This is a genomic window from Mesorhizobium sp. M0106, from assembly GCF_040322715.1.
In the GTDB taxonomy this organism is placed as follows: Bacteria; Pseudomonadota; Alphaproteobacteria; order Rhizobiales; family Rhizobiaceae; genus Mesorhizobium.
Window position 1 is genome coordinate 119,816 of record NZ_JAMYUA010000016.1, and the last position, 14,330, is coordinate 134,145.

Annotated in this window: 21 protein-coding genes; 16 read left to right on the forward strand and 5 right to left on the reverse strand. The window is 62.7% G+C overall.

The window, feature by feature from the left end; genetic code table 11:
• Window positions 1–139 precede the first annotated feature (139 nt).
• The 5 genes from NKJ55_RS17650 (at window position 140) to NKJ55_RS17670 (ending at window position 4,778) form a co-directional block, all read left to right on the forward strand.
• Window positions 140–1,141: an ABC transporter substrate-binding protein gene (locus NKJ55_RS17650; RefSeq protein WP_352451025.1), complete on the forward strand. Its 1,002-nt coding sequence runs from the start codon at window positions 140–142 to the stop codon at window positions 1,139–1,141.
• Window positions 1,142–1,238: 97 nt separating this feature from the next.
• A complete protein-coding gene (locus NKJ55_RS17655; protein ID WP_352451026.1) occupies window positions 1,239–2,036 on the forward strand; it encodes an ABC transporter permease in 798 nt (265 codons plus the stop codon).
• A 10-nt stretch (window positions 2,037–2,046) separates the two neighbouring features.
• Window positions 2,047–2,829 (forward strand): ABC transporter ATP-binding protein, encoded by a 783-nt coding sequence (locus NKJ55_RS17660; RefSeq protein WP_352451005.1) that lies wholly within the window; start codon window positions 2,047–2,049, stop codon window positions 2,827–2,829.
• Between the two features lie 204 nt (window positions 2,830–3,033).
• Complete coding sequence (locus NKJ55_RS17665; RefSeq protein WP_352451006.1) at window positions 3,034–3,435, forward strand: YciI family protein; 402 nt, start codon at window positions 3,034–3,036, stop codon at window positions 3,433–3,435.
• Between the two features lie 86 nt (window positions 3,436–3,521).
• Window positions 3,522–4,778 carry an RNA polymerase sigma factor gene (locus NKJ55_RS17670; RefSeq protein ID WP_352451007.1) on the forward strand — a complete coding sequence of 419 codons (1,257 nt, stop codon included), beginning with the start codon at window positions 3,522–3,524 and terminating at the stop codon, window positions 4,776–4,778.
• Window positions 4,779–4,865: 87 nt separating this feature from the next.
• Here NKJ55_RS17670 and NKJ55_RS17675 read toward each other — a convergent pair whose 3' ends face one another.
• From NKJ55_RS17675 to NKJ55_RS17690, 4 genes are all read right to left on the reverse strand, one after another.
• The gene (locus NKJ55_RS17675) at window positions 4,866–5,273 is read right to left on the reverse strand and encodes a PIN domain-containing protein (protein WP_352451008.1); all 408 of its coding nucleotides are present in this window, start codon (window positions 5,271–5,273) and stop codon (window positions 4,866–4,868) included.
• Window positions 5,263–5,493 carry an AbrB/MazE/SpoVT family DNA-binding domain-containing protein gene (locus tag NKJ55_RS17680; protein ID WP_023676182.1) on the reverse strand — a complete coding sequence of 77 codons (231 nt, stop codon included), beginning with the start codon at window positions 5,491–5,493 and terminating at the stop codon, window positions 5,263–5,265. Before NKJ55_RS17680 ends, NKJ55_RS17675 begins: the two co-directional genes overlap by 11 nt.
• Window positions 5,494–5,600: 107 nt before the next feature.
• Window positions 5,601–6,029, reverse strand: coding sequence for a type II toxin-antitoxin system VapC family toxin (locus NKJ55_RS17685; protein WP_352451009.1), 429 nt, complete (start codon window positions 6,027–6,029; stop codon window positions 5,601–5,603).
• A complete protein-coding gene (locus NKJ55_RS17690; RefSeq protein ID WP_352451010.1) occupies window positions 6,026–6,268 on the reverse strand; it encodes a type II toxin-antitoxin system Phd/YefM family antitoxin in 243 nt (80 codons plus the stop codon). The genes NKJ55_RS17685 and NKJ55_RS17690 overlap by 4 nt, the downstream gene beginning before the upstream one ends.
• Window positions 6,269–6,527: 259 nt before the next feature.
• Between NKJ55_RS17690 and NKJ55_RS17695 the strand changes: the two genes are divergently transcribed.
• The 6 genes from NKJ55_RS17695 to NKJ55_RS17720 all read left to right on the forward strand — a co-directional run bounded on the left by NKJ55_RS17695 (window position 6,528) and on the right by NKJ55_RS17720 (window position 9,005).
• Window positions 6,528–6,851, forward strand: coding sequence for an ArsR/SmtB family transcription factor (locus NKJ55_RS17695; RefSeq protein ID WP_023716560.1), 324 nt, complete (start codon window positions 6,528–6,530; stop codon window positions 6,849–6,851).
• Window positions 6,848–7,258: an SRPBCC family protein gene (locus NKJ55_RS17700; RefSeq protein ID WP_352451011.1), complete on the forward strand. Its 411-nt coding sequence runs from the start codon at window positions 6,848–6,850 to the stop codon at window positions 7,256–7,258. Before NKJ55_RS17695 ends, NKJ55_RS17700 begins: the two co-directional genes overlap by 4 nt.
• 71 nt (window positions 7,259–7,329) lie before the next feature.
• Complete coding sequence (locus tag NKJ55_RS17705; protein ID WP_352451012.1) at window positions 7,330–7,722, forward strand: VOC family protein; 393 nt, start codon at window positions 7,330–7,332, stop codon at window positions 7,720–7,722.
• Between the two features lie 87 nt (window positions 7,723–7,809).
• On the forward strand, window positions 7,810–8,040 hold the full coding sequence (locus tag NKJ55_RS17710) for a hypothetical protein (protein WP_023716563.1): 231 nt from the start codon (window positions 7,810–7,812) through the stop codon (window positions 8,038–8,040).
• Window positions 8,041–8,044: 4 nt separating this feature from the next.
• On the forward strand, window positions 8,045–8,515 hold the full coding sequence (locus tag NKJ55_RS17715; RefSeq protein ID WP_352451013.1) for a DUF1801 domain-containing protein: 471 nt from the start codon (window positions 8,045–8,047) through the stop codon (window positions 8,513–8,515).
• A 91-nt stretch (window positions 8,516–8,606) separates the two neighbouring features.
• Entirely contained in the window at window positions 8,607–9,005 is a 399-nt protein-coding gene (locus tag NKJ55_RS17720) for a DUF1801 domain-containing protein (protein ID WP_502904490.1), read from the forward strand.
• On the opposite strand, the gene NKJ55_RS17725 is transcribed toward NKJ55_RS17720, so the two are convergent.
• On the reverse strand, window positions 9,006–9,914 hold the full coding sequence (locus NKJ55_RS17725) for a dihydrodipicolinate synthase family protein (RefSeq protein WP_352451015.1): 909 nt from the start codon (window positions 9,912–9,914) through the stop codon (window positions 9,006–9,008).
• A gap of 238 nt (window positions 9,915–10,152) precedes the next feature.
• Here NKJ55_RS17725 and NKJ55_RS17730 point away from each other — a divergent pair, with 238 nt between their 5' ends.
• From NKJ55_RS17730 to NKJ55_RS17755, 5 genes are all read left to right on the forward strand, one after another.
• A complete protein-coding gene (locus NKJ55_RS17730; RefSeq protein ID WP_352451016.1) occupies window positions 10,153–11,250 on the forward strand; it encodes a Gfo/Idh/MocA family protein in 1,098 nt (365 codons plus the stop codon).
• An 11-nt stretch (window positions 11,251–11,261) separates the two neighbouring features.
• Window positions 11,262–11,921 carry a ThuA domain-containing protein gene (locus NKJ55_RS17735; RefSeq protein WP_352451017.1) on the forward strand — a complete coding sequence of 220 codons (660 nt, stop codon included), beginning with the start codon at window positions 11,262–11,264 and terminating at the stop codon, window positions 11,919–11,921.
• 147 nt (window positions 11,922–12,068) lie between these two features.
• The gene (gene uxuA / locus NKJ55_RS17740) at window positions 12,069–13,268 is read left to right on the forward strand and encodes a mannonate dehydratase (RefSeq protein ID WP_352451018.1); all 1,200 of its coding nucleotides are present in this window, start codon (window positions 12,069–12,071) and stop codon (window positions 13,266–13,268) included.
• Window positions 13,265–13,798, forward strand: a complete 534-nt coding sequence (locus tag NKJ55_RS17745; protein WP_502904489.1) for a carbohydrate kinase family protein — start codon at window positions 13,265–13,267, stop codon at window positions 13,796–13,798. The genes uxuA and NKJ55_RS17745 overlap by 4 nt, the downstream gene beginning before the upstream one ends.
• A gap of 132 nt (window positions 13,799–13,930) precedes the next feature.
• Window positions 13,931–14,179, forward strand: a complete 249-nt coding sequence (locus tag NKJ55_RS17755) for a PfkB family carbohydrate kinase (RefSeq protein WP_352451019.1) — start codon at window positions 13,931–13,933, stop codon at window positions 14,177–14,179.
• Window positions 14,180–14,330: the final 151 nt, after the last annotated feature.

The window sequence follows — 14,330 nt, forward strand, 5'->3', positions numbered from 1 at the left end:
GTTGAAGTGTCGTCGCACTTCGGTTGAACTGACAGCTAAGATGCCGAGGCACGATGCCGCAAGAGCAGAAGCCCGCATTCTCACCAGGCCGGATGTTTGGCTCAAAAAAAGCGGCCTGATCATCAAGGGGAACAAGATGATGCGTAACCTAGCAGGACAATTTCGCGCACTCGTTATGGCTGCTGCCGTCGGGTTTGCCCCGGCGGTCTACGCGGCCGACACGACAATTCCGGCGACGCCTGAGGCAGGAACATTCAAGATCGGCATCGAGCCATGGCTTGGCTACGGCCAGTGGCACGTCGCCGAAGCCAAGGGTCTGTTCAAGGCAAACGGGCTGTCCGACGTGCAGATCGTGAACTTCGCCGAGGACAAGGACATCAACGCCGCCCTGGCGAGCGGCCAGCTCGATGCCGCCAACATCGCGACCCACACGGCTATGGGAATGGTTGCGGCCGGCCTGCCGGTGAAGATCGTGCTTCTGCTCGACGTCAGCATGACGGCAGACGCCATGATCGCCGGCAACGACGTCGCCTCCGTCGCCGACCTCAAGGGCAAACAGGTGGCTTTCGAGGAAGGCACGACGAGCGACATCCTGCTCAAATACGCGCTCGCCAAGAATGGCATGTCCATCGCCGATGTCCAGCCGGTTCCAATGCCGGCGGCGGATGCCGGCAGCGCGTTGATCGCTGGCCAGGTTCCGGTCGCGGTTACCTATGAGCCTTATCTCACCGCGGCCAGGGCACAGAATAAGGACGTCAAGCTGCTCTTCACCGCAGGCGAAGATCCCGGCCTGATCAGTGACGTGTTCGTGGTGCGCGATGAGGTGATCAAGTCGCGTCCCGGCCAGGTGCTTGCCATGATCAAGACCTGGGATGCGGCCCTGAAGGCTTACAATGCCGACACGCCCGACGGCCGGGCGATCATCTCCAAGGCGGTTGGTTCGAGCGTCGAAGACCTCAACACCGCCTTTGATGGCGTGCGTTACTATACTCTCGCCGAAAACAAGGATGCGCTGACGGGCGAATTTTCCACCAAGACATTCGCCGATGTCGAGGCAGCCGCCAAGAACGCCGGGCTGCTTCAGGCGGACGTGACGCCGGAGCAGATGATCGACCCGTCATTCGTCAAGGCCGCGAAATGACGAGGGCCGGCTCGCGGTGGTGACGCAAATGTCCGCGCAGCGTGCGACCAAGCCAAGCCCGTCTCACGCAGCGCCGGGGCCGGTGATCAAACAGCCGATGCGCCGTCGCCTCCCCTCCGGGCTCGGCGCGCCCATCGCACGCTCGCGCTTCCTGATAATAGCAGTGGCGGTTTTTGCCGGCCTCGGTCTCGCCTGGTGGGCGGCAACGGGGCTGGGGCTGGTAAAGCCGATTTTCCTGCCCTCGCCGGGGAGCGTGGTGACCCAGCTCGGCAAGCTCTCGGGTGACGGCACGCTGTGGCTGGATGTCAGAGCCTCGATATACCGTATTTCCATTGGCTTCCTCATCGCCTCGGCATTGGCGATTCCGATTGGCGTGCTGATCGGCAGCTTCAGGACTTGGGAAGCGGCGATCGAGCCGCTTGTCGATTTCATCCGCTACATGCCGGTGGTCGCTTTCGTGCCCCTCTCCATCCTGTGGTCGGGGACCGGCGATGCCCAGAAGTTCCTGATCATCTTCATCGGCACCTTCTTTCAGCAGGTGCTGATGATCATGGACAATGTGAAGCGGGTTCCCGCTGATTTCATTGGCCTTGGCAGGACACTCGGCCTGCCGGATCGCAGGATCTTGACCCGCATCGTGGTTCCCAGCGCCTTGCCAGGCATCTGGGACACGTTGCGCATCAGTCTCGGCTGGGCATGGACGTGGCTGGTGTTGGCGGAACTTGTCGCGGCGACATCAGGGCTCGGCTACCGCATCACCGTGTCCCAGCGTTATTTCCAGACAAACACCATCATCGGCTACATCCTGCTGCTGGGCGTGCTTGGCCTCATTACCGACCAGGTCATGAAGGCACTGGGAAAAGTGCTGTTCCGGCAGGAGGGCCACGTGCAATGAGGCCGGGCCGATGAGTTTGCCCAAACTGCGGATCGAGGGTCTCCACAAGAGCTTCGGCACGGGCGCGCGGCGCACGGAAGTGCTGCGCGATATCAATCTCGATCTTGCCGACAACGAGTTCGTCTCGCTGGTGGGCACGTCGGGTTGCGGCAAGAGCACGCTGCTGTCGATCGTTGCCGGACTGCAGGATTTCGACGCGGGAGATCTTGCCATCGATGGCGCGCCAATCCTGCAGCCGGGCCTCGACCGCGGCGTCGTCTTCCAGTCCTACACCCTGCTTCCCTGGCTGACGGCGCAGCAGAATATCGAGTTCGCCCTCAAGGCCGCGGGTCATGATCGCGCGACCTGCCGCAGGATAGCACGCGAGCATCTCGATCTGGTCAAGCTCCCTCACAGCGCCAATCGTTATCCGTCTGAGCTTTCGGGCGGCATGAAGCAACGGGTGGCCATAGCGCGTGCTCTTTCCTATCGACCCAAAATGCTTCTGATGGACGAGCCCTTTGGCGCGCTCGATGCCTTGACCAGGCATCAGATGCAGGAACTCCTGACGCAGATCTGGGAGGAGCACAGGCTCACCGTGCTCTTCGTCACCCATGATGTGGAAGAAGCCGTCTACCTGTCGGACCGCATCGTCGTGATGGGGATCGGCCCGGGACGCATCATGCAGACCTTCAATGTCGATATCGAGCGCCCGCGCCGGGAAGAGGTCATGGAAACCCCGGCCTTTATGGATTTGCAGCGCAGCGTACACAAGGCGATCCGCGAGGCTTCAAAACGTCCCGAAATGGTTTAGGCGAGCCACTCAATTACTTACAATCGGCGACCAGCGTTGCGCCCAATCTCGATATCGCGCCATCGCGATTCCTGACCAGACGAGCCGCGATCGGCGGCTTTCTCCTCAACCTCGAAAAAAATTTGCAGGACAATGTCGATTTCCTAAACTCCGTTCGTCGTTTCGATGCCGGCCGGTGAGTCCGGCTCAACAAGGAGACAGACGATGCGTGTGATGGTGCTCGTGAAGGCTACCGAGGACAGCGAAAAGGGCTTTGTCCCCACGCCCGAGGCGAAGGAGGCGATGGAGGCGATGGGCAGGTTTAACGACGAGCTGCGCAATGCCGGCATCTTGCTCGACGCCGATGGCCTCAAGCCCTCCTCGCAGGGCAAGCGCGTTGCGTTCGATGGTCCCCGCCGGACGGTCATCGACGGGCCTTTCGCCGAGACCCGCGAACTGGTCGCCGGCTTTTGGCTCTGGGAAGTCAAGGACATGGACGAGGCGGTCGCCTGGGTGAAGCGCTGCCCCAATCCCATGCCGGGACCGAGCGAGATTGAAATCCGGCCGCTGTACGAGATGGCTGATTGGCAATGGGAATCTGACGCCGGAGGTCGCGGAAATCCATGACCGGGCGCGTGAGAAGCTTAGCGGCAACTGAACCTGTCGGCCGCAACCTGCTTTGCCTTCGTTATGGCTTTGGCCGATAAGGCAGCATGACGGCAGGCGAGACGCAGCAGGCGATCGAGGCGATTTTTCGCATTGAACGAGCCCGGCTCATCGCGGGCCTGGCCCGCCTCGTGCGCAATATCGATCTTGCAGAGGAACTGGTGCAGGACGCCCTGGTCATAGCCTTATCCGAATGGTCCAGGACCGGCGTTCCGGCCAATCCCGGCGCTTGGCTGATGACGGTCGCCAAACGCCGCGCCATCGACGCGATCCGTCACGACAAGATGCGCGAGCGCAAGCATGAGGAGATCGCGCGGGAGCTGGACGGCGAGTGCGATGGTACGGCCGAGGGAAACGAAATGGCCATGAACGACGATCTTGGCGACGAGCTGCTGGGCCTCATCTTCACAGCCTGCCACCCCATACTTTCGGCCGACGCCCGCGCGGCCCTCACGCTGCGTGTCATCGGCGGCCTGACGACAGACGAGATCGCCCGTGCTTTCCTGTCGAGCGAGGTGACGATCGCCCAGCGCATCGTCCGCGCAAAGAGGACGATCGGAAAGGCCGGGCTCATCTTCGAGGTGCCGCGCGGCGCCGAGCGTGCGGCGCGTCTGTCCTCGGTGCTGGAGGTCATCTATCTCATCTTCAATGAAGGCTATGCTGCCACGGCAGGCGACGACCTTGTCCGGCCGAGCCTGTGCCTGGAGGCACAACGGCTCGGCCGCATGCTGGCGGGGTTGATGGCCGAGGATGCCGAGGTGTTCGGCCTGCTGGCTCTGATGGAAATCCAGGCATCGCGCCTGCCGGCACGCATCGGGCCGGACGGCGCCCTCTTGACCCTGACCGAGCAAAACCGCGCGCGCTGGGACCAGCTGCTGATCCGCCGAGGCCTTGACGCGCTGGCCCGTGCCGAAGCCCTCGGGGGCGATGGCCCCTATGTGTTGCAGGCCGCGCTTGCAGCCTGTCACGCGCGGGCGCGCAGTCCGGCCGACACCGACTGGCCCCGGATCGCAGCGCTCTACGACCGGCTGCGTGCAGTGATGCCCTCGCCGGTGGTCGATCTCAATCGAGCGGTCGCCCACAGCATGGCCTTCGGGCCCGAAGCGGGCCTGCGGTTGGTAGACGAGATTGCCGACGCCGCCGCCTTGCGCAATTATGCGCCATTGCCGGCGGCGAGGGGCGATTTTCTGTTTCGGGCCGGCCGGCTGGCCGAGGCCCGCGCCGAATTCGAGGCTGCGGCCAAGCTCACCCGCAACGTGCGCGAAGCGGCCTTTCTCCTCGCCCGCGCAGACGCTTGTGGTTGACAGCATCGCTCTCCGTGCCCGACGCGCCGCTCGGCAACATCGAAAGCCGCCAGTTCGCTCCCGGCCAGCCCCCTTCAATGAGCGTGATCAGCTCGCAACGCGAAAGGGATTAACGATGCGCAAGCCTTCGTCGAGCGCCATTGCGTGCTGCATGTCCTCCGACCAAAGTGTATCGCAGCCAGCGTGAACCGCCGCGGAGGCGATCATCGCGTCATAGGTGGAAAGGCCGTACCGCTCGGCGAGCCTCAATCCTGTTTCGTGGGTCTCGAGCGTGAGCGGATGAACCGTCAACAGGCCGCGCAGCGTGGTCAGCAGCGCATGCGTGTCGTCCCATGACATTTGCATCTTCCGACGCGCGACATTGGTGAGTTCATTGAGAACCTGCACGCTGATCGCCCCGCCATCGGCGATGGCCGCCTCGGCCCGATCCGCCTTCGCCGTGTCGCCTGACGCGATATGAAGAAGGACATTGGTATCGAAAAAACTAACGGGCATTTGCCTCGTCCCGATCGAATTTGAAGTCAGCGGGAAGCCGACCGCGGAAGGCGCGGAGACGCTTCAGCAACTCCTCACGCCCGGGCTTCCGCGCGACGCCAAGCTGGCGGGCGTCAGCGACATGGATTTCGATCTCATCGCCTTCCCTGAGTTCAAGCGCTTCGACCACAGCGGCGGGAAGGCGGACCGCAAGACTGTTTCCCCATTTGGCGACCTGCATGCCACTTCCTCTCTTAGATATACGCTGGAAGAAATGTATATCCACAAGTCGTCAAGGTCAAGAATTGCAGCCAATCGGTTTATTCATTTTGGAGGAGAGGGCCTCGATCATGCCAGCAACTGCGTCGGCACGCCGAGAATCGGTCCTGCCTCGGCGAGCCGCTGGTCGAGGGTCCACACCGTGGCGCCATGCTCCGATGCCGTCGCGAGGTGCAGGGCGTCGCCAGCACGAAGCCCGAGCATATGCTGATCGGCGAATTTCGCGGCGACCCGAAAATGCCCGCCCGTCACCGGCAGCACGGTGAAGCTCTCAGCGACAAGCCAATTGAACATCGCGAGCGCTGCCGCGCGTTGCTCCAGGTCGATCTGTCCGGTCCGAAGCTTGATCGCCATGGCGGAGGACATCTCGGTGATGGTCCAGCCGCTGATCACAAGTTGCGCTGGGTCCTGCTCCACCAGCCAGCCCTGAACGCGCGCGGTCATGGCTTCGTTGGATAGCGCCGCGATGATCAGCGAAGTATCGAGATAGGACGTCAATAGCGATCGCCATCTCGCATCGATCGCACCAGATCGGCGGCAGCCTGAGCCTGCAGAGGCATGGTTGCGGTCAGGGATTGGAGCACGACGGCGTCGATCCGTTTGCGAGGGCGGGCCACGGCCGTGAGCCTGGCGACCGGCTTGCCACGCCGGGTTATGTCGATCGAGTCTCCAGCTTCAACCCGGTCGACGAGCTCACTCAGATGTGCCTTGGCGTCCGCCAGATTGACCGCGTCCATGTCACGCTCCTGACCATGTAGATAGTCATATAGCGCATCATACTTGACGATTCCAGCGCAGAGTACTTTGGCACACCAGGCTGCCCCAGGTCAGCGACTGTCGCGGCGCGCGACCATTTTCTCGTTCCACTTCTTGAAGACCGCTGTGTGAGCGAAGCAGGTGATCGCTCCTGCAACGAGAATTATGCCGCTTCCCGCTTGACTCACACATATCCCGGTGGTTATACATCGATCAATAGCCGAAGGGTTATCGATCCCAATGCCAAACGCTCACGATGTACTCTTCAGAACGCTTGCCGATCCGACTCGGCGCGCTATTTTTGAGCGGCTGTGTCGCGAAGGAGAGCAGACGGTCGGGGCTCTAACGGCTCAGGCCGGGATCTCGCAACCGGCCGTGTCAAAACATCTCGGCGTTTTGAGGCAGGCCGGGCTCGTGCGCGACCGCCATGCAGGGCGACAGACCCATTATAGCGCGCAGCTTGCTGCGCTTGCCCCCCTGATTGACTGGACAAGCCAGATGACCGGGTTCTGGCAGAGCCGGTTCGACGACCTCGAAGACCTGCTCAAAAGGATGGACCAGTGAACGAAATGGCGACCGAAACGCTCTCCGTCGTTGTCGAACGGGAAATCGCTTATCCGCCCGAGAAGATCTGGCGCGCGCTCACGCAACCACACTTGATCGAGGAGTGGCTCATGAAAAATGACTTCAAACCTGTCGCGGACCACCGTTTCAATCTTCACGCAGACTGGGGCGCTGTCGAATGTCAGGTGCAGACGGTCGAGCCGAACAGAACACTGACTTACACGTGGGATACCAAGGATCTCAAGAGTGTCGTCTCCTGGACCCTCACCCCCACGAGCACCGGAGCCCGCTTGCGCATGGAACAGTCGGGCTTCCGGCCGGATCAGCAGCCTTACTTCCGGGGTGCCAAAGTCGGCTGGCCGAGGTTCTTTGACGATCTGGAGCAGGTTCTGGCGCGGACGGACTGAGATCCGCTGGGCTGTCCAAGCAAGGGCTCTGTTACAGAGCGACATCACGAGGCGATAATGGAGGCAAGCCAATGAAGATCAAGTTGGCCAAAGTATACGTGGACGACCAGGAAAAGGCACTGGGCTTTTACACCGAAACGCTCGGCTTTACCAAGAAGGCCGATTTCAGCAATGGGCCGTTTCGCTGGCTGACCGTCGCATCACCCGACGAGCCGGACGGTGCCGAGCTGCAACTCGCGCTCAATGACAACCCGGCGGCCAAGGCCTACCAGCAAGCCATTTTCCAGCAGGGCCAGCCCGCGGTCATGTTCTTCACCGATAACGTCAAGGGCGACTACGAGCGCATAAAAGCGCGCGGCGCCGAGTTCACGATGCCGCCGACCGAAGTAACCGGCTCGACCATCGCCCAGCTGAACGACAACTGCGGCAACCTCGTTCAAATCACCCAACTGGCGCGCTGGTAAAGCATGCGTTCAGTGGCGTGGCTGCCCGGCGGGAGTCGCCAAACGGGCCGCCCGATCCGCTTCGGTTCGTCTTCAGAGGAGGTCTCAATGGATTGGAACAAATGGGTTCGGCAGATCCACCGCTGGCTGTCGATTATCTTTGCGGCGGTCGTCGCCGCCATCTTCATCAGCCTGGGAGCAGGCAAGGAACCCGCCTACTGGGTATACCTCTTGCCGCTGTTTCCACTCGGCTTGCTCCTGCTTACCGGTCTGTACATGTTCGTGCTGCCTTACGCTCCCAAGTGGCGCAACGCAGGGGGCACCGGCGCATTGGAGTGAACGCATGGCCAACAAGACGTCCATCAAGTCAGCGGCGGTCGCGAAGAAGCCCGCCGCCAAGCCTGCAGCCGCCAAGCCGGTCCTCCTCGCAGGCGGCAACCCGCAGATCCCGAAGGGTGATGGTGACGCTCCTGTGCAGGCCTACATCGCGGCCATGCCGGGCTGGAAACGCGACGTCGGCCGCCGCCTCGACGCACTCATCGAGCGCAACGTTCCCAACCTGCGCAAGGCCGTCAAATGGAACTCGCCCTTCTATGGCGTAGAGGGTCAAGGCTGGTTCCTCAACTTCCATTGCTTCACAAAGTACATCAAGCTGGCTTTCTTCCGCGGCACGTCGCTGCATCCTGTCCCTCCAGGCGAGTCCAAGCACAAGGACGTGCGCTACCTCGACATCCGCGAGGACGACCAGCTCGACGAAGCTCAACTCACCGACTGGGTAAGGCAAGCCAGCCAGTTGCCTGGCGAGCGAATGTGAGTGGAATGCGAGTCATTCCCGCAAACCCGGTGCCGACTAGCGGTATTCATGTGACGGGCGAGCGGCAACAACCCTAGGGAAAGCGACAATGATGATGAAGAGTGGCTCTATGGAACGAAATGCAGAGAGCTCTCCCTCTCAGCTGATAGATGCGAGGATCAGTGAGCTGGGCGATTGGCGAGGCAAGACGCTTTCCCATGTCCGCGCTCTCGTCAAGCAGGCTGACCCGGAAGTGGTCGAGGAGTGGAAGTGGCGAGGCGTTCCGGTGTGGTCGCACGCCGGAATAATCTGCACCGGCGAGACCTACAAGAACGTCGTGAAGGTGACCTTCGCAAAGGGCGCCGCCCTGCAGGATCCTTCAGGCCTGTTCAACTCCAGCCTCGAAGGCAACACCAGGCGCGCCATCGATATCCGTGAGGGCGAAGACATAGATGAGAATGCGTTCAAGGCGCTGATACGCGCTGCTGCCGCCCTGAACACGGCCCGATAGTCAGCTCCGGCCGATATGGTCGGCTAGCGGGCCGAGAGCGGCGAGCAAAGCTTCGCCGGTGGCTTGCGTCGCGTTCTCATGCGGCGCGCGCAGGTTCAGCCAGCGTCTGTCGCCGGACCGTACCGCCAGCACTGCCTTCATCGCGGAGATGAGGCCGGCGTCCTGGATGATTTTGCGGAACGCATTGATGGCGGCATTCGCGTCAGTAATGTCCTCTCCCGCCAGCGCTGCATCGTAGAGGGCCCGGATCGCTGCGGCATTTAGATTGACCGTCGCCGAGATGCACCCCGCAGCACCGTTGGCGAGGCCTTTCGTCAGCTGTGCTTCCGAGCTCGGGAACACCGCGACCCTTGGGGCTGCCGCAATGACCGCCGCGGTGTTGTTCCAATCACCGGCGCTGTCCTTGTAAGCCACCACGACATCCGGAAACGCTTGGCTCAAGCGGGCGGTCAGCGCCGGGCTCACCGGTACGCCGGAATTCTGCGGGATGTGGTAGAGGATCATCCTCATCGCCGGGTTCGCCACCCGTTCGATCAGCTCGCCATAGTAGCGGGCCTGTCCGTTGTCGCCGGCGGCCGTATAGAAGAACGACGGCAGCACCATCACCCCGGCACAGCCGAGCCCGACGGCATGCGCCGTCAGCTCGACCGTCTCGGCAAGTGCTGTGACACCGGTGCCTGGCATCAGATGGCTTGGCGAAATGCCGGCCTCGACCAGCCACTCCAGCGCTTGCATGCGCTCGCGCAACGAGACGGACAACGCCTCGCCCGTGGTGCCGAACGGCGACAGGAAATGCGCTCCCTGATCCAGCACCCACTTGGCGTGTGATATCCAGAGGTCGCGGGCAATGCGGCCGTCGTTTTCGAACGGCGTCAGAATCGGTGCGATGGTTCCTTGTGGGCGGATCATGTGCGTCCTTCTAAAGCCGGCATCAAAAATGTCGAGCAAGCTACATGAAGCAATGTTGCTGAGTACCGGCCGTTCGACCTCGAAAGCAAGCCGCTCGCGCATAGGCGCGCGATTGTGATCGGGCGGCGGTTCTGAGGCTCTCGAAGTATATCCTTGTCACAGGATAACGTCGTCTGGCCGAAAGGGGTGACAAACGAGTTCTGCTGTTTCATCAATGCCGCCTTTTGAGGAGAAGCCCATGCGGAGGATCGGTGTCGGCATTATCGGCTGCGGCAACATTTCGGATGCCTATCTGAAGGCGTCGCCACAATTCCCGGTGCTCGACATTGTCGGCGTCGCCGATATCAACCGGACGGCGGCCGAGGCCAAGGCAGCGGCCTACGGCCTGGCTGCCATGCCGGTCGACGCGCTGGTGGCCGATCCGCGCGTCGAGATCGTGCTCAACCTGACGACGCCGCAGCATCATGTGCCGGTCGGCCTGCAGGCTGTCGGGCAAGGCAAGCACGTCTATTCCGAGAAGCCGCTGGCAACGACGCTCAGCGACGCCGAGCGGCTGGTCGCGGCCGCGCGCGAAAAGGGCGTGCGCGTCGGCTGCGCACCCGACACCTTTCTTGGCGGCTCCCACCAAACGGCGCGGCGGCTGGTCGATAAGGATTCGGTCGGGACCATTGTCGCCGGCTCTGCCTTCATGCAGGTGCCCGGCCACGAACTCTGGCATCCCAATCCGGATTTCTACTATCAGCCCGGCGGTGGGCCGATGCTCGACATGGGACCGTACTATCTGACCTGCCTGGTCAATCTCCTGGGTCCGGTAAAATCCGTGACCGGGCAGGCGAAGTCATCCTACGCCACCCGCACCATCGGTTCTGGACCGCGCCAGGGCGAGACCATCCGGGTCGAGGTGCCGACCCATATTTCCGGCCTGCTCGCATTCGAGAATGGCGCCGCGGTCTCGATCACCACCAGCTTCGACGTCTGGAAGCATGAACACAATCACATCGAACTTTACGGAACCACGGGCTCGATGATCGTCTCCGATCCCAACCAGTTCCAGGGCGACATCAGGACCAGCCAGTGCAAGGGCGACTGGATGGTGGCCGATCAGATCCATTCCTACGGCGACGGCAATTACCGGGGCCTCGGCCTTGCCGACATGGCGCAGGCGATCGTCTCGGGCAGGCAACACCGCGCCAGTCTCGATCTTTCCCTCCATGTCCTGGAAATCATGGAATCGATCATCTCTTCAGCAGAGATAGGCCAGCGTATCGACCTGAGATATGGCTGCGCCCGGCCGGCGCCGATGCAGGCCGACCTGCCTTTCGGAATTCTGGAATAGGGAATAATGCGATGAGCAAGACGGCACTGATTTTCTGGGGCGGCTGGGAAGGTCACACCCCGGCCCGGAGCGCCGAAATCGTCAAGGAGATGCTGGCCGGCAACGGCTTCGACGTGCAGCTGGAGCAGGGGACTTCGGCGCTTGCCGATCCGCAGCTGGGCATGCTCGATCTCATTGTCCCGGTGATCACCATGTCGAAGATCGAAAAGCCGGAGCTGCAAAACCTGACCAGCGCCGTCAGGGCCGGCACCGGCCTTGCGGGCTTTCACGGCACCATGTGCGACAGCTTCCGCAACGAGCCGGAATACCAGTTCATGACCGGCGGCCAGTGGGTCGCCCATCCCGGCAACATCATCGACTATCACGTCGACATCACCAGGCCAGACGATCCGGTCATGCAGGGCATCGACGGCTTCGCCTACCGTTCAGAGCAGTATTACATGCATGTCGATCCGACCAACGAGGTGCTGGCGACGACTACTTTCACCGGCGAGCATCTCGATTTCATCGCCGGCGTCGTCATGCCGGTTGTCTGGAAGCGCCGCTACGGCAAGGGCCGCGTCTTCTACAGCGCGCTCGGGCACACCGCCGACGAGTTCGCGGTGCCGCAAATGCGCATGATGTTCGAACGCGGCGCGATTTGGGCCAGCCGAAACTCGGACCTTGTATAGCCGTTCAATCTGAACGCCACGTATCGTTGTAATCTCTCATAGGTGGCCGCCCGAACGCGGACACAGGCACTGGACTGCGGCAATTGACTGCCATGGTAGCATCCAATACACCGGGGTCTCATCGAAATTTCCGTGGCTGGAGGTCGAATGGAGCAGACGTGGCGATGGTTTGGCCCGAGCGACGCAGCAACGCTTGCCCATGCCAGGCAGGCCGGCGCGACCGGCATCGTGACGGCACTGCACGACATCCCTTACGGCGAAGTCTGGTCGATCGACGCCATCAGGCAGCGCCAGGCGCTTATCGAGGCGGACCCGGCGATGGGCCTGAAATGGAGCGTCGTCGAGAGTGTGCCCGTGCACGAGGACATCAAGCTCGGCCGCGGCGATCTCGACCGGCTCTACGACAATTTCAGGCAGACCTTACTCAATCTCGGCGCCTGCGGTGTGCGCACGGTCTGCTACAACTTCATGCTGATCCTCGACTGGACCCGGACCGACCTGGCTGCGCCGCTGCCGGGCGGCGGACGGGCGCTCCGCATGAACATGCACGAGCTTGCCGCGTTCGATTGCTACATGCTGCAGCGCAAGGGATCGGAGCGCGACTATGCGTCCGATGTTCTCCAGCGGGCGAGCGAATGGTTCGAGACGACGCCGGATACGTCAAAAGAGCGTCTGCTCGCCAACATCATGGCCGGCCTGCCGGGCGCCTTCAAGCGCTACGACATAGCAGAATTGCGCGAAGTGGTGGCCGAGCAGTCGGGCCTGTCGCACGACCGGCTGCGCGAGAACCTCGTCCGTTTTCTCGAAAACGTGCTGCCGGCGGCCGAAGAGGCGGGCGTCACGTTGGCGATCCACCCGGACGATCCGCCGCGCGATCTCGTCGGCCTGTGCCGGATCGTCAAGAACGCGGACGACATCGCCTTTATCCTGGACGCAGTGCCATCGGCCCATAGCGGCCTCACCTTGTGCACGGGGTCGCTGGGCGCCAACCCGGCCAATGACGTGCCCGCCATCGCCAGGCGCTTTGCGCACAAGATCAATTTCGTGCATCTGCGCAACGTCAGCAAGGACCCGGACGGCTCGTTCATGGAATCCGAGCATCTGAGCGGCGATGTCGACATGGTCTCGGTGGTCTCGATCCTGCTCGACGAGCAGCAACGCCGCCGCGACGCCGGCGAACCGGCGGCGTTGCTGCCGTTTCGCCCGGATCATGGCCACGAGCTGATCGATGACGCTGCGCGGCACACCCATCCGGGCTACCCCGTGGTCGGCCGTCTTCGCGGCCTCGCCGAACTGAGAGGCGTAATGACGGCGATTGCCCATCAGCGCGGCTACCGGCTGCAATGACGGCGCCCCGCCTGCTCTGCGTCGGCGCGCTCACCTACGACACGATCTTGCGCCTCGATGTCCTGCCCTCCGGCGCCGGCAAGTTCCTGCCAAGCGAGGCCGTGCAGATCGCGGCCGGTATGGCGGCAAGCGCCGCCGCGTCAGCCAGCCGCCAGGGCGGGCAGGTCTGGCTATGGGCAAGCGTCGGCGACGATGCTGTCGGCCGCGATGTCATCGGCCAGATGGAGGCGGAGCGGGTCGACTGTTCGTTGGTGCGCAGGGTTGAAGGTGGCCGCTCGGCCATTGCCACGATCCTGGTCGATGCCGCCGGCGAGCGTATGATTGTGCCCTTCTACGATGCGAGGCGAGCGGCAGTAGCCGGTCGAGCACCGGTCGCGACGCGACATCGGCGTCAAGGATCGCCGGGATGCCGCACTCGCGAGCCTTCGCCAGCGCCGGGGCCGCGGCTCCGGGCCAGCGGACATCAACCAGCACGGCGTCGAAGCGGGAAAAATCCGCGGGCGGAAGACGGTCAGGATCGGCTTGCGTGACGGCATCCGCGCCATCGGTGACCGCCACGAAGGCGCCGGTCCGTTCGCCGAGAATGGCGACGGCGGAACCGGCGGAAACCTCTGGACCGCAAAGGATGCGTGCCGCCGGCAGCGAAGCAACGACACGGCACCGTGTTCCGCTACTCGGGCAGCAATGATGTCCGTCATCTGCCGTCGCCGCGGGTCGAAGCCGTCGACACCCTGGCGGCGGGCGACGTGTTTCACGGCACCTTCGCTCTCGGCCTGGCCGAAGGTTGGGACGAAGAGCGGGCGATAGCAGTGGCGAGCGCCGCGGCCGCGCTAAAGTGCCTGCGCTTTGGCGGACCGCTCGGCGCACCGACGCGCGCGGAAACGCTGGCTTTCATGCAAGGATCGACATGACGCCGAACACGCTTTGGCCGGTTCGGCAAAGAAGGGCACGTCAAGTGGCGGGGGGGGGGGCGGGAGCGACACCAGTTGACCACAGGCCGAACGAGGCGACAGCCTGAAAGCTCGAAGAAACAACACAACGAGAAAAAACCACAACGCCCCA